A 19,705-nucleotide genomic window follows, 5' to 3' on the forward strand; every position below is an offset into this window, starting at 1 on the left:
TTAAAAAAGAAACATTGTGTGTATTTTTATAAAACGACGTTTCTTTTTTGGAAGAGGTAACAATGCGAGCACAGCTTCAACGTCCACATAGCTTGGCTATGTTGGTAATGATGTCCAGTCTGATAGCCAGCACCCCAACGGCAATTGCAGCTAAAACAAGTGCCCACGATGCCCCTCAACAGCTTCAGGTTCCTACTCTCGCTTATGATGAGAGCACTATTGTATTAGTGTGGAAAGCACCAGAAGACACAGGTAAAATTGTCGATTATCAAATTTATTCTGCTGGAAAGCTGCTGGGTAAAGCCAGTGATAACAATAATAAATTCTCTCCCGCCAAGCCCTATATCGATCACTTTTATGCCAATGATAAAGATAATTTCCAGCATAAGATTGTGCTACAAAACTTCACCGTTGATGGCCTGAAACCCGATACCCGCTATCAATTCACGGTAAAAGCCCAATATGCTGATGGCTCGTTATCCGCTGCCAGTAATCTTGTTACGGCAAAAACCAGCGCCAAACCACAAATCGTCAACGTGCGCGACTTCGGCGCAGTTGATGATGGCAAGACATTGAATACCAAGGCGATCCAACAGGCAATCGATAGTTGTAAGCCAGGCTGCCGGGTTGAAATCCCCGCGGGTACTTTCAAAAGTGGCGCGCTGTGGCTAAAAAGTGATATGACCCTCAACCTGCAAGCAGGTGCAACACTATTAGGCTCAGAGAACCCTGATGATTATCCAGCGGGTTACCGTTTATATCCCTATTCCACCATTGAGCGCCCAGCCTCACTGATCAATGCCATTGACCCGAATAAAAGCACACCAGGGACTTTCCGCAACATCCGTATTACCGGTCCGGGGGTGATTGATGGTAATGGCTGGCAACGGGCAAAAACGGCTGAAGTGACCGATGAGCTAGGTCATCCATTGCCACAATATGTGGCGAGCAAAAACAGCAAAGTGCATGAAGATGGGATTCTGGCTAAAAATCAGGTTGAGAAGGCTGTTTCTGATGGTATGGATTTGAAAAATGCCTATGGTCAACGTCGCTCCAGCCTGATGACATTGCGCGGTGTAGAGAACGTCTATCTGGCAGGTTTTACCGTACGTAACCCCGCATTCCACGGCATTATGAATCTGGAAAACCACAACGTGGTCGCCAACGGTTTAATTCATCAAACCTATGATGCAAACAACGGTGATGGTATCGAGTTTGGTAATAGCCAAAATGTAATGGTGTTTAATAACTTCTTTGATACTGGCGACGACTGCATCAATTTTGCTGCCGGTACTGGAGAAAAAGCACAGCAGCAAGAGCCGATGAAAGGTGCATGGCTGTTTAATAACTATTTCCGTATGGGCCACGGTGCCATTGTAACCGGTAGCCATACCGGTGCCTGGATTGAGGATATTCTGGCGGAAAACAACGTGATGTATCTGACCGATATTGGCCTGCGTGCCAAGAGCACCAGCACCATTGGTGGTGGCGCCCGTAACGTGACATTCCGTAATAATGCCATGCGCGATTTGGCCAAACAGGCGGTAGTGATGACGCTGGACTATGCCGACAGTAATGCCAATATCGACTATCCACCAGCTAAAATACCGGCTCAATTCTATGATTTCACAGTAAACAATGTGACATTAGATAATATAACCGGCAAAAACGCTGCGATTGAAATCAAAGGCGATACGGCAAACCAAGCCTGGCACCGTTTGGTACATGTCAACAATGTGCAATTGAAACAGGTAAACCCAACCGCTATCAGTGATTTACGTGACAGTGAATTTAATAACGTGGTCTTTACTGAGTTACGGGGTGATACCCCTTGGCACTTCAGCGACGTGAAAAACGTGACTGTCGATGGCAAACCCGTAACGCCTTAGCGGGGTAAAAACGGGCAGACCAAGACACTGCCCGTTACTGTTTTCGCCTTCGTGGCAATTCTTAGCTTTCACTACTGTTTCTTCGCATTCGCTAATTGCGCACGAATATTGGCCAGATGACTCTGGCCTTTCTGCATCCGCTCTTCCGGGCTAACAGCTTTGCGCTCATCTTCCCATTTCAAGTCGTCTTGCGGTAACTCCATCAGAAAGCGACTGGGTTCCGGCCGAATCAGCTCACCATACTGCCGCCGCTCTTTGCACAAGGTAAAGAACAACTCACGCTGGGCGCGGGTGATACCCACATAGGCCAAGCGCCGCTCTTCATCTACATTATCTTCATCGATACTGCTTTGATGCGGCAGCAAGCCCTCCTCCATGCCAACCAAAAACACATAAGGGAACTCCAGCCCTTTGGAGGCATGCAAGGTCATTAATTGCACTTGATCCACTTCTTCATCACTTTCTCCCCGCTCCATCATGTCGCGTAGGGTAAAACGTGTAACGACCTGAGTGAGTGTCATCGGCTCATTCAGCTCAGAGCCTTCCAGCATTTCAGTCATCCAACTGAATAAGAGATTAACGTTCTTCATCCGCATTTCTGCTGCTTTTGGGCTGGGAGAAGTTTCGAACAACCAACTTTCATAATCGATGCCGTGAATCAGATCGCGTACTGCCGCCACTGGCTCACGTTCTACCAACCGAATAATACTATCTATCCAGTGCGTGAAACGCTGCAATGACTCCAGACCACGGCCTTTCAGATGCTCGCCTAATCCCAAATCAAAACTGGCTCGAAACAGGCTTTTATTACGTAAATTGGCCCATTCCCCCAGTTTTTGCACGGTCGTTGAACCAATCTCACGCTTGGGTGTATTCACGATACGTAAAAATGCACTGTCATCGTCCTGATTGGTCAATACCCGCAAATACGCCAATAGGTCTTTGATCTCTGGCCGCGAGAAAAATGAATCGCCTCCCGAAATACGATAAGGGATACGGTTTTGCATCAGTAGCTTTTCGAACAACCGCGACTGATGGTTACCGCGATACAAAATGGCGTAATCACTGTATTGAGTCTTTTTGACAAAGTGATGGGCGATAAGCTCACCGATCACTCTTTCCGCCTCATGATCTTCATTATTGGCAGTGATCACTTTCAGCTCATCGCCATAACCCAGCTCAGAAAAGAGTCTCTTTTCAAAAACATGGGGGTTATTGGCAATCAGAATATTTGCCGCCTTTAGAATACGGCCCGAGGAGCGGTAATTTTGCTCCAGCTTGATCACCTGCAATTGCGGGAAATCTTCATTCAATAAGACTAAGTTCTGTGGTCGCGCTCCGCGCCATGAATAGATAGATTGGTCATCATCACCGACTACGGTAAAACGCGCCCGGTTGCCCACCAGTAATTTAACCATTTGATATTGGCTGGTATTGGTATCTTGGTATTCATCGACCAGTAGGTATCGCAGACGATTTTGCCAGCGTTCGCGCACGTCCAGATTGTTTTGCAGCAGCAGTGTCGGCAGGGTGATAAGGTCGTCGAAATCCAACACATTGCAGGCTTTCAAATGGGCGTCATATAAGCCGTAGCAATGCACAAACAGCTTATCACGCTCGGATCGCGCCAGTGCCGCAGCCGCCGCTGGCGAGAGCAGATCATTCTTCCAGTTGGAGATCTGGGATATCAATTGTTGCAGTAACGTTTTATCGTCTTCCAACCACTTGTGGGTCAGATCTTTCAATAGCCCCAATTGGTCCTGTGCATCAAACAGCGAGAAGTTGGATTTCATCCCCAACGCCACATACTCTTTTTTGATAATCTCTAATCCCAGAGTATGGAAGGTTGCTATCATCAAGCCACGTGCTTCTTTACGCCCCAATGTTTGCGCCACACGTTCTTTCATTTCACGCGCCGCTTTATTGGTAAAAGTCACCGCCGCAATATGTTTCGGTTGATAGCCACACTGGCGGATCAAATGGGCAATCTTGTTAGTGATAACTCTGGTTTTGCCCGATCCCGCACCGGCCAACACCAGGCAGGGGCCAGTAACGAATTCGACGGCTTGTTGTTGGCTGGGATTTAATCGCATGGCACTCGGAAGCTCAGTGGGTTAACGGGGGAACAGGATTGTAGCAGAAAGCGGTCGGCGAAAAAAAACCACCTGCTGTTTTTGATTTGTAAAACGCTCGCCGCAGTGGCCCCATTACGACCAAAATACGCTACACTGGCGCGCTTCAAGCCCTATTGAAGATAACCTTCGTTCAAATAACTATGTAGTCTAAATAACTTAGTGGTGATTGTTACTATGGCAAACAAAGCTTCTGCACTGCACATTTTGGTTGATGATGAAAAGCAGGCAAACGATATTCTGGCGCAATTGAATAACGGTGCAAATTTCCAAGAGTTAGCGAAAAAATTCTCTAACTGCCCGTCAAAACGTAATGGCGGCGATTTGGGCGAGTTCAATAAAGGGGATATGGTCCCAGCTTTCGATAAAGCGGTATTTAGCTGCGAACTGCTGCAACCTTATGGACCGGTTAAGACCCAGTTTGGATATCACATTATTAAAGTGTTATATCGTAACTAAGTTAGTGATGCGCCACCTTTCTGGCGGCGCAATAACTCAGTTTTAGTCCAGTGGCTCTCATCTGACGTAATCCTCATGCTATAAGGTTATTTTTAATAAATAATATTATGGATATTATATCCCTCATGATTTTATCTATACTTTCTATACAAATACTCCACTAAACTTTACAAAATAACCAGTAAAATTATATTGAAAAGCTATTTTTAGGTGCTAGAAAACAGCAAAACCAAGATTTTTTAACAAAAACAACAAGAAAGATCCCATTAGTTGTTTTATTTTAAATAAAAAAACCATTTAAATACAATAAGTTGAGATATGATTTATAGATACACAGTTTTTGTAGGAATATTCCCACATAGATTGGTTCGTTTATCTGATGTGAAGTTAAGACAGCTTTCTATATTATCTCCCTCATCAAGTAACAGACGTGGCGGAATAATTACCACCGATTTACTTAAACGAAAAGAATGTGGAAAGCTGACAAGTATAATCGAATAACATTCGCACATATAGTCATTAACCCACTTCATATCTATTAAGTTAAGTATTCATTCATATTTAAATTCGAATGAATGCTCACCCACATTTAATTATTATATTGGAGTTTTAAATGAACAAGTTAACTTTGGCTATGGCGTTATTCTCAGCATCTACAACTATTGCAATGGCAGCAAGTAATAATACAATTACTTTCCAAGGTGAAGTCACAGCACAAACCTGTTCTGTTACCGTCAACGGTGTTGATGCCAACCCAATGGTATTGCTGCCAACTGTATCCAGCAGCGATTTGGATGCTTCAGGGAAAACAGCAGGTAAAACGGCCTTTACCCTGGGTGTATCTGGTTGTGCAGTTGGCCCTGATGATATTGATGTCAAAACTGTTTTCGTCGCTAACCAAGTCACAGCTTCCGGTAACTTAAAAAATACCGGCACAGCAGCAAACGTTGAGCTTCAATTGCTGAAAGACACAACAACGACTTCGGGTATCGATCTGAATAGTGGTTTGGCGCAAGATGGTATAGTGTTAAAGGCTGGTGATACAGCAGCAGAGCATGATTTTGCAGTTCAATATTTTGCAACTGGACAAGCAGGCGCTGGTTCTGTGATAGCATCAGTACAATATGCAGTTTCTTACCTGTAATACCTGCTTTGCCGAATAGGATATACTTTAACTAATTGGCGCTGCAATCAGGCAAAGTAAATGACAAATCGGTCATAGACCTTTTTGAATAGCATTTATGCTAGCCCGCAGGGTGAGCCTCAATGAGGCTCATTAATCCCGATAATCTTCACAATAGTGATTCGGGTAAAGTTCCCCGATGTATATTCAGCAGCTTCAAGCACCAACAAAATAGCTATTCGGCCAGTTTCATTCAGAGGGTATCCCCATGATGGTTAACATACATAGCTACAGTTATCGTTATCTGTTCATCGCGTTATTAATTCTTATGGGCATCTCTTCTGCTAAAGCCAGCGTCATCATGACGGGTAGCCGAATTATATATTCGGCGGGCGAAAAAGAGCACAGCGTACAATTAACAAATAAAGACAACTTCCCCAATGCGGTTCAGGTCTGGCTAGACAGTGGTGATGCCCAATCAACACCAGAAACAGGCAAAGCACCCTTTATCGTCACACCACCGTTCTTTCGCATGGAAGCCAATGCGGGACAAACATTGCGGCTGAAATATACCGGTAGCGGCCTGCCAACAGATAGAGAATCCGTGTTCTATCTTAATTTTTTACAGGTGCCTCCCGTCAACAAAGCAGAAAAAAGTAATAAAATGTTAGTGTTGATGCGTAACCGCATTAAAGTATTTTATCGACCTGAAAGTATTACTGGCCGTGTTGATCAGGTCTCCAGCGCACTGACTTTCAGTGTGCGCCAACGTGGTAAAGATGTTGTTGTAACAGGGAAAAACCCAACAGGATTCTATGCCACTATTGCCAGTGGTGAAGTTGTTGGCAGTGGTAAAAAACTTAAAATGAAATCCGAGATGATTTCACCGATGTCTCAAGCAGAATGGGTTATCCCAAATTCATCTGTACCTTCTAATGCTATTGTTAATTTCCTGATAGTGAATGATTTCGGCGGGCAAGATACCGGAAGTTATCGTATTTAGCCGGTAAAGGAAGATTTATGAGGCTTGCACGCGCTTCTGTGAAGAGAAAATTCTTTGGACGCAAGAAAGCATTAACACTATGTATTGCTTTAATCTTACATGTTGATACGGCTTTGGCTCAGGATGAGCCACAAAACCTCGAGTTCGATGAATCTCTGTTTTTAGGGACCAATTTTGCTTCAGGTTTGAATCAACTCAATAAAGAGAATTCTGCCACAGCCGGAAATTACGATGCTGTCGATGTCTTGGTTAATAACAAACCGTTTAAACGCACTACCATTGAATTTATTAAGAACGCTGACTCATCAGAGGTTTCCCCCTGCCTGAGTGATGAATTCTTAACTGCGGCTGGCGTTGTTCTTACTGGCAAAGACAGTACTGCAACCAAAGAACCTAATACGCTCAAAACAGAATCCGCCCCCTCGGATACTGCGGCTTCGTCTACAGAACAATGCAAGCCGCTGGCTGAGCGGGTAAAAGGTGCCTCTTTTCACTTTGACCAAGCCAAACTTCGTCTAGAATTGTCGATCCCACAAGCTTTGTTGCAAAACCGGCCCAGAGGTTATATCGAGCAAAGTGAATGGCAGGAAGGCGAAAAGCTCGCATTCATTAACTACAGTTCCAACTTTTATCGCAGTGAGACGCAGTCTCAGCAAAACAACACCTCTGATTACGGCTTTGTTGGCTTAAAAAGTGGCCTCAATCTCGGATTATGGCAACTGCGTCAACAATCAAACGTACGTTATTCCAGTAATGATAATAGCAGCGATACCCAATGGAATAATATTCGTACTTATGTCCAGCGCCCTATCCCCCAATTGGATAGTCAATTAACGCTGGGCGAAACCTTCACCGACAGTACATTATTTGGCACCATGTCGTTTCGTGGCGTTAAAATGGCAACCGACCAACGTATGTGGCCAGAATCCATGCGTGGCTTTGCCCCTGAAGTTCGTGGTGTTGCCAGTACCAATGCGCGGGTGGTTGTTAGCCAGAATGGGCGTGAAATTTATGAAACTACGGTTGCGCCTGGCCCATTCGTTATTAACGATTTATATAGCACCACCAGTCAGGGTGACCTCAATGTTGAGGTGATTGAAGCGAATGGTAGCCGTTCGACATTTACCGTGCCATTCAGTGCCGTCCCGGACTCAATGCGCCCAGGTGTTAGCCGTTATAATGCGGTGGTCGGCGAATCTCGTGATTTCACCAATATTGATAACTATTTCACTGACTTCACCTATGAGCGCGGTCTTACCAATCAGTTAACTGCGAACAGTGGCCTGCGTTTAGCGCAAGACTATACGGCACTCCTTGTCGGTGGCGTATTAGGTACCCCCATCGGGGCCTTTGGCCTCAATACTACCTACTCTCATGCTAAAGTTGAAAATGATGACACGCAGAATGGCTGGCGGATGCAAGCAACCTATAGCCAGACATTTAATCAAACCGGGACCACATTTTCATTGGCCGGATATCGCTATTCAACCAAAGGATATCGCGATTTAAATGACGTTTTTGGTGTGCGCTCAACGCAAAAAAATGGCGGGACATGGGATTCAACAACCTATAAACAACGCAGCCAGTTTACAACCTCAATTAACCAGACGTTGGGCAATTATGGTCAACTCTCTGCATCAGCGTCGACCAGTGATTATTATAATGATACGCAACGAGATACGCAGTTACAGCTAAACTATTCAAATAGCTACCAAGATGTCAGTTATAACCTTGCCATTAGCCGTCAGCGCACTGTTTATACCTCAACCCAATATAATTGGGATGACGATACGACGAATCAGACGACAACGCGCTACGGTAATACTGAAAATATTGCGACGCTAACGGTGTCTATCCCACTCAATATTGGAAATAAAAATCAATATTTATCGATGTCCGCTAGCCGTAATCCCAAAAGTGGTAATAGCTATCAGACGTCATTATCAGGTACCGCCGGTGAACGAAACAGCTTTAACTATTCAGTGAATGCCGGCTATGACGACAGCAATATCAGTAGCAGTTCAAATAACTGGGGGGCAAATGTGCAAAAACAATTCCCTAATGCGACCGTCAATGGCAGCTATTCCCGCGGCAATAATTACACCCAATATGGTGTTGGTGCTCGCGGAGCCGCAGTAATACATAGTAAAGGTATGACACTCGGACCTTATTTGGGCGAGACCTTTGGTTTAATTGAAGCGGATGGTGCTCAGGGTGCAACAGTACGAAATGCACAAGGGGCGAGAATTGATAATAACGGATTTGCCTTGGTGCCATCATTAACACCCTATAATTACAATACGGTGGGTTTGTATACTAAAGGTATTAATCGCAATACTGAACTGAAAGAGAATCAAGGCCGCGTCGTTCCTTATGCCGGGGCCGCAGTGAAAGTCAAATTCGAAACTCTGAAAGGCTATGCTGTGTTAATTCAAACCCAAACCAATGACGGCGGAGGGTTACCACTGGGTGCCGATGTTTATAACAGCAAAAATGAAATTGTCGGGATGGTAGGTCAAGGGAATCAGATCTACGTACGTGTAAAAGACGACAAAGGCTTACTTTATGTGCGCTGGGGTGAGAACAGCAGTGAGCAGTGTGAATTACCTTATACTTTTGATGGTCAAGATACCGAGCAGGATATTATTCATATAACAGGCAGTTGCCACCGTTAACAATTATGAGAAAAATAATGTTAAGAACAACAGAGCAGTTAATATCTTGCAAACTATCACGGCCAACAGCCACTGCCGGTCACCGCCGCCAGCGTATTGCGGCTGGAATGATATTATTTATAGGGTTATGCAGCACCTCAGCATGGTCAACCTGTACCCGGATTACGATACAAAGTCAGCTTGGTGTTGGCGATGGTACGGCAAGTGACTGGGCGGGTTCTCTGGATTATAATAATGGCTCACTCGGCTTGCCGGGCCTTATTGACCTTAGCACGGCGGCGAATTTTCAACCCGATGGGACATTATTAGCCGCAGGTACCTCTGACTTCACCACCTTTGCCCTGAACACCGGTTATGACCCTAATCGGGTGCTATTTCGCTGCGCTGCGGCCGATGTTGATCAACTCTTCGAAATGTATGCTACTAACGGAGATAATGACTTTGGTGGTAAAAATGAAGATGGTGCCATTGCCGGTAATGTTCCCTCTGGTTTTGCCACCTATGTCCGCAATGTTGTTATCAGGCTTACAAATCTATCCACTGGCGAGTATTACTCGCGCTTATGGAAAGGGCGGCGCTTAACCGACCTGGATAAAGACAGCAGTGGCCGTATTTTAGTCAAAGCCAAGAATTTCAGTAACCTGTATACCGAGCTGTTTCGTATTGATTATGCCCGTGCCAGCACTAACAATGCAGCCTCTTACCTGTATGCCTATACCCAACCCAATGCTTATATCGCGTTTAAAGGGCCAGGGATTAGTGGCCCTATTGAAGGAACTGACTCAGTATCAAACTGGCCCGGCTGGTATGCTACCTGGCCTGCCTCTATTGGATTGTACAATTATGTCACTTTCCGTCGAACCACGATTTGTGCGGTAACCAATTTTACCCCCACAGTGATATTACCGAGAATTTCTGTGGCAGAGCTGAACAGCGGCAGCACCACTTCTGCTGAATTTAAAGTAGACTTTCAGTGCCAGACCGGCGTGACATCAGGTGTCACTGCTGGCACGGTAGCAATGGGCTTTCTGGTACCCGCAGCAAATGCCGCTAAAGCGCAAGCTTTGGGATTAATGAACGGCAGTGGCGGGATCAGCCACTTGGTGTCAGATAGTTATGGTTCTGCCGGAACAGCAAGCGGTGTAGGCATCCGTATCTACCGCAATAATAGCCCGATTTATCTGCTATCAAAGAATGTAACTCAAACCGGTAATAACGCCGGCTGGTATGGCATCTTCCAGGGCGCCCAAGAAATAACCGGCACGGTGAGTGGGGGTAATAGTTACACTGAGAACTTTCGGGCTGAGTTAACTAAAATCAGCGGGCAAACTGTGACACCAGGAGCGGTGAATGCACATGCGCAAGTGGTTATACGTGTCCAATAATATGTTTTTCAGACACATAAATAGTGGGATTGGTGGGTTACTTTTGTTGCTTATGGTTACCAGTATACCGGCCACGGCAAGTGTCATTGCGGAAAGAACACGTATTATCTTCAGTGAAGGTAGCACCGAAGAGTCACTACAACTGGTTAACAGCAATAGCTATCCGGTGGCAGTGCAGGTCTGGGTGGATGACGGTGATTTGACCGCAACACCAGAGAAGTCTATTTCACCGGTATTAGTGTTGCCTCCGCTATTTCGGCTACAACCACAGGCACAACGTAGCCTGCGATTGATCTTATCGGGGGCCAGTAAATTACCCGTTGATAGGGAGTCTGCATTTTGGCTCAATGTTTACGAAATTCCACCGAAGGTGACCCCTAAAACTGAGGATGAATCTTTCGTCACGCTGGCCTTGCGCATGCAATACAAAGTATTTTACCGCCCTAAAAATTTACCAGCCCCAGGAGATACTTTAGGTAAGGCGTTAACCTTTACTCTTGAGACAAAAAGCGATACCGCCCTGATTCAGGTTGATAACCCGACGCCTTATTATGCATCATTAGCCTCACTGACATTAGGCTCAACTGAAAGCCTGCCAGATATGGTTGCTCCTTTTTCGAAGCTCGATTTTTCGCTCAATCGTTTACCCCCAGCAGGCAGCAAGACGGTCAATTTTGTCTTAATTGATGATTTAGGTAACCGAAAGGCATTTAGCAGCAATTTAAAATAAAAAATTAATGAATATAAACTGTCGCAGAGACAGTTTATATTCTGGTTTCTAATTACCACAACCAGTCATATATCTTGCCCCGCCCTATTCCACTTCTGATTCAAGTCTAATTACCGATAATAAGATCTATTCTTGATTGCTCTATTCTATTAAAGCTTATTGTGTTTATAAAAAATCACTCCACCTGCATTTCCAGTGAAATACCCAATTGCATTATGCATCCTTCAATAAAACTTTCGGCAACTTGTAATTGACGTCGAATCTCCCGTTCATTACATTTTTTCAATCGGGCAATAGAGGCTTTAGATTGCCCATACACATAATGTCGAAGGATAAGTTCCAGTTCTTTTTCTCGCGAGGCCCGCTGTAAATTTCCTATTGTTTTATCAATGGCTAATCCGTCATTATCGCAACATGACTCTACCTGTCTATTGCTCGTCACCAATCCCTTAAACCCGCTAGCGATATGAGGATAATCCAGATGAGAGTTATCCCTAGCCCATACACCCCAACGCGTCAAAACAGTTTGGATATCACTCATTACTGCTCTCCTTTTATATTTAAATGCCTTTTCATTTATTTGATTAATATCACCCACAAAAAAGACCTCACTAATTAGCAAGGTCTATTAATTAATAATATTGAGAAACAATAGATATACCCATAATGTGTATAACCACGATTAACACCTTACAAGATTTTTTTCGGGCCGGGATAGGATTAATTTAATAAATCTCACCCCCATGAAATACATAGGCATTAAGATAGAAAAGTTAACACATCCTCATCCGAACTTAGAGCTATTTATATTATATAACCGACTCATTAATTACAGAATTATAAATCATGCAAATATAAACCACCATAAAGACGGCCCATATTATTAATTAACGATATAAGTTACTCTTTGAATCCAGGCTTGCCATTTTCGGCTCGCCATTTTTTTATCGCTTTTAGAAGCCCCTCAGGGCTATCTTCCTGATCTGGACTAGGATAAAAAATGATATCTGTACCGTCAGGATGTTCTGATAAGCGAACAAATTCACGCACGGCCTCATTGGCCTCAGCTTCAGTTTCATAATCTGCGTTACATACTTTCTTGGCAAATTCTAAGAAATCAGCCTCAGTGTAATCTTCTAATTTATGTTTTGATGTCATCCTACACTCCCTTTTTTGAATGGATTTCAATATGTCGCTTCGGTGTTACTACACGCAAATTATCTACATCGTAAACTGCCCCGCTATCCTTAATTGGATTGACATGATGAAGTTCAAACTTACCCCGATTACCGATCTGTTCTTTCCGTTGAGGATACGGGGCATAACCTTTATGAATAAATGCTGCATTACGCAAATTAAACTGCCCAGATAGCTCAGGGTCATTCGCAACCTCCTGCCAAAACGCTTCCCTAAATCTATCAAAACTACTGAACTTCCTGCCACGATAATTTATCGGCAATCTGTACTGGGATCGGTGCTCCCAGCTACTAATAATCTGATGACCAAATGATATAATAAATGAGCGTTTATTTTTTTATTAACTAATTAATAAAATATAAACCGCCAGAAAGGCGGCCTATATTATAATTTTGGAAACCAAGTGGCCAATAGTTAAATTTTTGATATGGCCATTTTGATTTCTTCCAACAACTGGTTAAGGCTAAATCCTAAAGTGCTGGAGTAAATGGGATTCTCCCAGTCATCATGTCTAATAGACATGACTTTAAAATAACCACTCTCGTCAAAAGAGGGATACCAACCAACATCAACAATAGAGCCATTCAGATATTTTATCTGTAGTAGATCCTCATCAAGAAGGTTAATAACATCTGACAACCTATCATCTTTTTGAATAGAATGCAGATCGTTATATATATATTCAGCATTACTTATATATAATACGTCATCAAATAATTTTAATTCTTTGTTCATTTTATTAATCTCCTGGATTCGGCTTCACCAATTGGATGAGAATGAATAACACCCCCCGATTCTTTAGTTACTACCCAGCAAGTTTCCTTTCCTTTATATGCACCTTGAACATCTCTAAATTCCTTAACTTTCCAAGATTGACCATTAGTTACTGAAATCCCTGTCAACCAAACTTCTTGATCAACTTCAGGGATATTAACACCTTGTTTGAATTTTGCCGGACCTGATTTAGTCGAGTTAACAATATCGTCCCACTTCATATTCTTGGGTGGGTAATGTTTGAAACCATGAGAATACGACTCTTTAGATTTACTTAGATAAATATACACCGGTTCCAGCCCCGACGCTGCCGGGAACCAAATGATGTAATAAATAGAGTATTTATACTTCAGCAACTAATTAATAAAGTAATCATACTTATCTATTGTAATGATATTTTTAAAATGTGGTTGAATAGATGTCATCCAGTTCTATGCTATTTCACCCCCGTAATTCATCGTATCACCCAAAGGAAGCTATAATATCTCGATGATAGTATCACCACCCCCAAAATTCTTATAAAATCTCATACCAACTAACACATCAGTTTTTATCAAACCAAATTAGTCGTAATTTTAGCCCCACAATTCATCTCATAAATATATTCACATTAATATCACAATCAGTAATCATAAAAAATAACCAGTAACATCCTTGTTCACTGATTATTAATTACAATAAATTTTTAGTAATGCTGAATACTATTCCGCATCGTATTTTTTATCGGTTACGAATTTCGGTTCTTTCCAGTTGGGACCTTTGAGGGTATGCCCTTTATCATCTTCAGCCAACTTACCTTCTTTTATTAACCTCTGATATGTAAATAAAAGCTCTCGGTTAGCTACCACATCAAAATGATATTTCACATACATTCGATCAATACCTTGATATGCTGTATTAGGAGTGAAGGCTAATAGAACATCTTCGACTGTTTCATTTTTAATTATTTTTTCCATATTTGACATTATTTATCTCCTAAATATTTTTTAACTCTGCTTTTATATATGCATCCTCAGCTTCTGGCGTATATAAAGGCTGTTTTTTTTTCATTAACCTTATAGTCCTCCAGAGTTGCGGTATGAGCGTCATTCCAAACAGATTTATCATTAACACCATCCGGCACCCCTAGCGCACGATATCGTTCTAGCTCTCTGATTTCATGAGTATAAAAGCGTTTATCAATATCAGTGGCCGTGAGTTCCCCCATCAAGATTCGCTCCAGCCGCTCGATCATCAGCTTATTATCCTCTAATTCATCAAAACTACTGAACGTCCTGCCACGTAATTTATCGGCAATCTGTACTGGGATCGGAGCTCCCAGCCACTAATAATCTGAGGACCAAATGATATAATAAATGAGTGTTTATATTTTATTAACTAATTAATAAAATATAAACCGCCAGAAAGGCGGCCTATATTTTTACTTAACGATATAAGTTACTCTTTGAATCCAGGCTTGCCATTTTCGGCTCGCCATTTTTTAATGAATTTAATAACTCCCTCGGGGCTATCCTCCACTCCAGCCTCAGGATAATAAAGGATATCAGTACCATTAGGGTGTTCTGTAATTTTTACAATATGATTTACAAGTTCGTCATGCTCCTCTTCTGAAGAGAATTCACCAATAAATAATAAATTAATCAACTCTAGAAACTCATTTTCAGTATAGTCTGTTAACTCTTTTTTAAGTTCCATATTATTTCCCTCTATTTCCGGAGTGAATATTAATGTGCCGTTTCGGTGTCATGATTCTTAGGTTTTCAATATTGTAAACCTCTCCTCCGTTATTTATAAACTTAACATGATGAATTTCATATTTTTTCCTATCACCAATTTGCTCTATGGAAGGTGGGTATGGGGCTCGTTGATTTAGCATTTCGACGTAGTTAGTTTTATTAAACTGCCCAGATAGCTCAGGATCATTCGCAACCTCCTGCCAAAACGCTGCCCTAAATCTATCAAAACTACTGAACTTCCTGCCACGTAATTTATCGGCAATCTGTACTGGGATGGGTGCTCCCAGCCCCTTACCCGCCTCTGCCAACCAAACGCCTGCAACTTGCTGCCCACGACCGGTTACTTCACCCGGCTCATCCCGTGGCGTTTTAAGATAAATATACACCGGTTCCAGCCCCGACTCTGCTGGGAACCAAATGACGTAATCGTGGAAATCAATCTCCTCATGTGCAAGGAACGTCAGTGCTCGCTTTGTCGCCAGAAAAGTGATATCAGCCCCAGTATGCGACGGAACAACCGGTGCACTGGGCGGTTGTGGCAATACCGAGCTGATATCCATGCCGGGCGGTTTTGCTGGCGTAAAAATAAAGGTGCGTGGCGGCTGGCTGTCGGTGGTAAAAGTATAAACACCTTTTGACCTATCGAGCTGTGCTTGCCCGACCTTCACCTTAGCAGCAACATTTGCAGCTTGGGTTTTTACCGCATAAACACCGGTCCAATCATCCTTTTGGGCCATCAAAATTCGGACCGGAGAATCTACGTCACCTTGCTGTAGTAAAGGCGCGCCAAGGGATAATCCTATGTCCCTGAGAGAGAAACTACCGACTAATGGCGGCTGATTCGCTCCTTCCCTATCATTATCCGAATAGAAGCCCGTACCAATAATGACAGCCATTGGATCGGCCAACGAACTTGTGTCTATGCTGCGAAATCGCTCCGATACCCGCCGTAATGAGGTACCTAAATGATTAGCAACCTGAGGACTTAATGTTATAGCACCCGCACCGCCTGCGGCAAAACTGGGAGAATGTGCGCCCCCTGGCGGATGAGCAGGTAAGGAGAAGGTATTTTGGGGAGTGACAGCCTGCTGTCTGGCGAGGTAGGCTGCCGCCAGTCGCTCACGTTCAACACGCTGTCTGGCGGGTGCTTCTACAATCCACCGGGCTTCGGCCTCAACCAGTTGCGCCCTGACTACCTGTATATGCTGATCAGCATTGTTGACTTCATTCTTGGCCGTATTTAACTCATGCTGGGCCTGATTTATATTGTCTCGCGCCGTCGTTAAACGCCGATATATCCGTTCTAATGTCGCAATATTTGTATCACGGGCATGTTGCTCACCCTGACTTTCTGACTGAAAGGTATACAAAAGAGGGTACATGACCATCGGCCCCTTTTGTAAAAAATAGTCTCGCGCAACCGCTGAATTAATCGATATATCCATCTTAATGGTTGTTTTTGAGTATTCAAACCAAGCTATAAGGTATTCCTCCATCGGAAATTTTTCCGGGTTTAAGAATGACTTACCCTCAGCCGTCTCCTTGACTGCATGCAATATTGCCTCTTTTTCAGCCACAGTCTGAATGGCACGTTGTTTTTCAAATAGAGCCTGTTGCACTTGTGGATACTTCGTATCCCATTGTGCTTGTTTTTGCCGATTTTCCTCCTCCACCTGTTTAATCTGCTCTGGTATTAGCACTGTCGTGACTGAAATATAGACAGGGTCAGTGTTCGCTTCTGCGGGGAAGTAGACAATCGCGTCATGGCTGTTACTTCCCAGTGGAGAAAATACCGGTGTTACAGGGCTATCCCTCACCTCACGAATACCGCTTGGTTGCGTTGCCGTGGGAGGGGAAGAACTCGTATCAATATGGATGTGGATAGGTGGCATCCCATTGAGGATCTGAGCGGTAAATACTCCTGTCCGATCAGTGGGTTTAGCCTGTACTACTGGCACCGTAATCGGCACATGTTTGGATTTCACTACCGCGATTTTCTGCACACCATCCTGTACCACATCATGCAGCCGGACATTAGCCACTACTGCTGATTGTGTGGGTAATTGTGCCAATGGCACGCTGATGATGCGCTCGGCAGGCAGGGTGACGACCGTGCGCCGGGTCACTGACATATCATCTTTCGCGATTTCAGAGGGTGCCAGCAACATGCCAACAACCCCGGCGAACCGCCCGACATAAGGCGCCGCGTCCACAGCAAACATCGCCATCCGCGTAAGAGCCAGATCAAGTGCCGCAGCAACTACCTTTGGTTTAAGCAGCGTAAACCCCCATTCACCAGCAACCAGTGATAGGGGAACGGCAACACCGGGGACTATTGCTACTTGTAGCTCTGGCCTTTGTGCCAGATTAGGGGGACTTGGAGGATTGCCGCGATGACGTGAACGGTTATTGCCACCTCGATTACCGCCAGAACGGCTACCGAACTTGCTTGGATTATAATTGCGAATAGCCCCATAGGGGGTTTGCGATACTCCCCACCCTCTACCTTTATTAGGATTTCCAGCACTAAGCCCTCTCGGCACGCCCTTGACGCCATCAGTTGAGCCACGGCGGCCCTGACCCATTACATTACTGTGTCCTTTTCCCATACTTTATTTCCTTATTTAAGTTTTTATAATTAACGAGAATATTGACTGCTAAACCTATTTATCTTTTTCACCTCCTTAACATTATTTAAATGTCATGAGTTTTATTCTTTAGCTTTGCCAGACCCACAAATAAAAACACCCCGCTAATTAGCGAGGTGCGTTATTACCTTCATAAGAATATTATGATTAATAGAGTTTAATACTGAGTTTGTCTGCGATGTGTTAAACCACGATTAACACCTTACTGGATTTTTTTCGGGCCGAGATAGCATTAATTTAATTAATTTTTGTATTCGAGAAATGTACTAAATTTGAGATAAAAAAAAGCCGCTGCCATTATTTAATGGCAGCGGCCTGTTTCACGCAGAGTTAAACGCCGCTAACAATGCCGCGGCGTCAAAGACAAAAGGGACTTAGCCCGCAACTGCAATACGCTTCATATCGGTCATATAGCCACGCAGTTTGTGACCTACGGCTTCAATTGGGTGGTTACGAATGGCTTCATTCACATCACGCAGTTGCGCGTTATCAACCGCAGTACCGGCAACGCTCTTACCCAAATCCCCTGCTTGCAGTGAATCCATGAATTTGCCTTTCAGCAACGGAACCGCCGCGTTCGCGAACAGATAGTTACCGTATTCAGCCGTATCAGAAATAACCACGTTCATTTCATACAAGCGCTTACGGGCAATGGTGTTGGCGATCAATGGCAGCTCATGCAGTGATTCATAATATGCAGACTCTTCGATGATACCGGAGTCAACCATAGTTTCGAATGCCAACTCAACACCGGCTTTCACCATGGCAATCATCAATACGCCGTGGTCGAAATATTCTTGCTCAGAGATTTTGCCTTCAAACTGTGGCGCATTCTCGAATGCTGTTCTGCCGGTCTCTTCACGCCAGCCCAGCAATTTAACATCGTCTTGCGCCCAATCAGCCATCATACCGCTGGAGAAAGCACCGGAGATGATGTCATCCATATGTTTTTGGAACAACGGAGCCATGATTTCTTTCAACTGTTCAGACAGCGCATAAGCCCGCAGTTTAGCCGGATTGGACAGACGGTCCATCATCAGCGTAATCCCGCCTTGTTTCAGCGCTTCGGTAATGGTTTCCCAACCGAACTGAATCAGTTTCTCAGCATAAGCCGCGTCAGTACCTTCAGAAACCAGCTTATCGAAACACAGCAATGAACCGGCCTGCAACATACCACACAGGATAGTCTGCTCACCCATCAGATCAGATTTTACTTCCGCAACGAAAGAGGACTCCAACACACCCGCGCGATGGCCACCGGTTGCTGCCGCCCAAGCCTTGGCAATCGCCATGCCTTCGCCTTTAGGATCGTTTTCCGGGTGAACCGCGATCAGCGTCGGCACACCAAAACCACGTTTGTATTCTTCACGAACCTCAGTGCCAGGGCATTTCGGCGCTACCATCACAACGGTGATGTCTTTACGAACTTGCTCACCCACTTCAACGATATTGAAGCCATGAGAATAACCCAGTGCTGCACCATCTTTCATCAGTGGCTGAACTGCCTGAACCACTGCGGTGTGCTGTTTGTCTGGTGTCAGGTTAACCACCAAATCAGCCTGTGGGATCAACTCTTCGTAAGTGCCTACTTTGAAGCCATTTTCAGTCGCTTTACGCCATGAAGCACGCTTCTCGGTAATCGCTTCTTTGCGCAGAGCGTAAGCCACGTCCAGACCAGAGTCACGCATGTTCAAGCCTTGGTTCAGACCTTGTGCGCCACAACCGACGATCACCACTTTTTTACCGTTCAGGTAGCTTGCTTCATCGGCAAATTCGTCACGTGCCATAAAGCGACACTTACCTAATTGCGCCAACTGCTGACGCAGGTTCAATGTGTTGAAATAGTTAGCCATGGTATTACTCCGTTCGGGTTCTGTTTTGTGGGTGCAGCTATTTATTTTGGTTACTGCAAACGAATATTGTGTTTGTGTAGCTAATGTTGTGTGTTGCTGTT

Annotated in this window: 17 protein-coding genes and 1 pseudogene; 7 read left to right on the forward strand and 11 right to left on the reverse strand. The window is 44.2% G+C overall.

Annotation, left to right across the window (positions count from 1 at the left end):
- Positions 1-62: 62 nt before the first annotated feature.
- Positions 63-1,889, forward strand: coding sequence for a glycosyl hydrolase family 28 protein (locus V1955_RS21240; protein ID WP_083161868.1), 1,827 nt, complete (start codon positions 63-65; stop codon positions 1,887-1,889).
- Between the two features lie 71 nt (positions 1,890-1,960).
- Here V1955_RS21240 and rep read toward each other — a convergent pair whose 3' ends face one another.
- Complete coding sequence (gene rep / locus V1955_RS21245; protein WP_083161866.1) at positions 1,961-3,982, reverse strand: DNA helicase Rep; 2,022 nt, start codon at positions 3,980-3,982, stop codon at positions 1,961-1,963.
- A gap of 216 nt (positions 3,983-4,198) precedes the next feature.
- Between rep and ppiC the strand changes: the two genes are divergently transcribed.
- The 6 genes from ppiC to V1955_RS21275 all read left to right on the forward strand — a co-directional run bounded on the left by ppiC (position 4,199) and on the right by V1955_RS21275 (position 11,396).
- The gene (ppiC, locus tag V1955_RS21250; protein WP_004704164.1) at positions 4,199-4,480 is read left to right on the forward strand and encodes a peptidylprolyl isomerase PpiC; all 282 of its coding nucleotides are present in this window, start codon (positions 4,199-4,201) and stop codon (positions 4,478-4,480) included.
- Between the two features lie 613 nt (positions 4,481-5,093).
- The gene (locus V1955_RS21255; protein WP_372569768.1) at positions 5,094-5,624 is read left to right on the forward strand and encodes a fimbrial protein; all 531 of its coding nucleotides are present in this window, start codon (positions 5,094-5,096) and stop codon (positions 5,622-5,624) included.
- Positions 5,625-5,874: 250 nt separating this feature from the next.
- Entirely contained in the window at positions 5,875-6,606 is a 732-nt protein-coding gene (locus tag V1955_RS21260) for a fimbrial biogenesis chaperone (RefSeq protein ID WP_193784857.1), read from the forward strand.
- 17 nt (positions 6,607-6,623) lie between these two features.
- The gene (locus V1955_RS21265; RefSeq protein ID WP_442821371.1) at positions 6,624-9,281 is read left to right on the forward strand and encodes a fimbria/pilus outer membrane usher protein; all 2,658 of its coding nucleotides are present in this window, start codon (positions 6,624-6,626) and stop codon (positions 9,279-9,281) included.
- A gap of 107 nt (positions 9,282-9,388) precedes the next feature.
- Positions 9,389-10,666 carry a fimbrial usher protein StbD gene (gene stbD, locus V1955_RS21270; protein WP_193784856.1) on the forward strand — a complete coding sequence of 426 codons (1,278 nt, stop codon included), beginning with the start codon at positions 9,389-9,391 and terminating at the stop codon, positions 10,664-10,666.
- Positions 10,632-11,396, forward strand: a complete 765-nt coding sequence (locus V1955_RS21275; protein WP_102970512.1) for a fimbrial biogenesis chaperone — start codon at positions 10,632-10,634, stop codon at positions 11,394-11,396. Before stbD ends, V1955_RS21275 begins: the two co-directional genes overlap by 35 nt.
- A gap of 175 nt (positions 11,397-11,571) precedes the next feature.
- Here the strand turns inward: V1955_RS21275 and V1955_RS21280 are convergent, their stop codons facing one another.
- From V1955_RS21280 to ilvC, 10 genes and pseudogenes are all read right to left on the reverse strand, one after another.
- Positions 11,572-11,937, reverse strand: coding sequence for an antiterminator Q family protein (locus V1955_RS21280; RefSeq protein ID WP_083161860.1), 366 nt, complete (start codon positions 11,935-11,937; stop codon positions 11,572-11,574).
- A 359-nt stretch (positions 11,938-12,296) separates the two neighbouring features.
- Entirely contained in the window at positions 12,297-12,554 is a 258-nt protein-coding gene (locus tag V1955_RS21285; protein ID WP_372569769.1) for a bacteriocin immunity protein, read from the reverse strand.
- Between the two features lies 1 nt (position 12,555).
- Positions 12,556-12,855 (reverse strand): HNH endonuclease signature motif containing protein, encoded by a 300-nt coding sequence (locus V1955_RS21290; RefSeq protein WP_442821372.1) that lies wholly within the window; start codon positions 12,853-12,855, stop codon positions 12,556-12,558.
- A gap of 152 nt (positions 12,856-13,007) precedes the next feature.
- Complete coding sequence (locus tag V1955_RS21295; protein ID WP_442821373.1) at positions 13,008-13,328, reverse strand: hypothetical protein; 321 nt, start codon at positions 13,326-13,328, stop codon at positions 13,008-13,010.
- Positions 13,325-13,657, reverse strand: coding sequence for a hypothetical protein (locus V1955_RS21300; RefSeq protein ID WP_032907416.1), 333 nt, complete (start codon positions 13,655-13,657; stop codon positions 13,325-13,327). The genes V1955_RS21295 and V1955_RS21300 overlap by 4 nt, the downstream gene beginning before the upstream one ends.
- Before the next feature lie 411 nt (positions 13,658-14,068).
- On the reverse strand, positions 14,069-14,332 hold the full coding sequence (locus V1955_RS21305) for a hypothetical protein (RefSeq protein ID WP_032907418.1): 264 nt from the start codon (positions 14,330-14,332) through the stop codon (positions 14,069-14,071).
- A 10-nt stretch (positions 14,333-14,342) separates the two neighbouring features.
- Positions 14,343-14,628: pseudogene (locus V1955_RS21310) on the reverse strand (S-type pyocin domain-containing protein); the annotation flags it as partial.
- Positions 14,629-14,804: 176 nt separating this feature from the next.
- Positions 14,805-15,062, reverse strand: a complete 258-nt coding sequence (locus V1955_RS21315) for a bacteriocin immunity protein (protein WP_049610279.1) — start codon at positions 15,060-15,062, stop codon at positions 14,805-14,807.
- 1 nt (position 15,063) lies between these two features.
- Complete coding sequence (locus V1955_RS21320; RefSeq protein WP_442821374.1) at positions 15,064-17,712, reverse strand: colicin-like bacteriocin tRNase domain-containing protein; 2,649 nt, start codon at positions 17,710-17,712, stop codon at positions 15,064-15,066.
- A gap of 413 nt (positions 17,713-18,125) precedes the next feature.
- A complete protein-coding gene (gene ilvC, locus V1955_RS21325; protein ID WP_442821375.1) occupies positions 18,126-19,604 on the reverse strand; it encodes a ketol-acid reductoisomerase in 1,479 nt (492 codons plus the stop codon).
- Positions 19,605-19,705: the final 101 nt, after the last annotated feature.

The organism is Yersinia sp. 2545 StPb PI (assembly GCF_052217125.1).
Taxonomy (GTDB): Bacteria; Pseudomonadota; Gammaproteobacteria; order Enterobacterales; family Enterobacteriaceae; genus Yersinia; species Yersinia enterocolitica_E.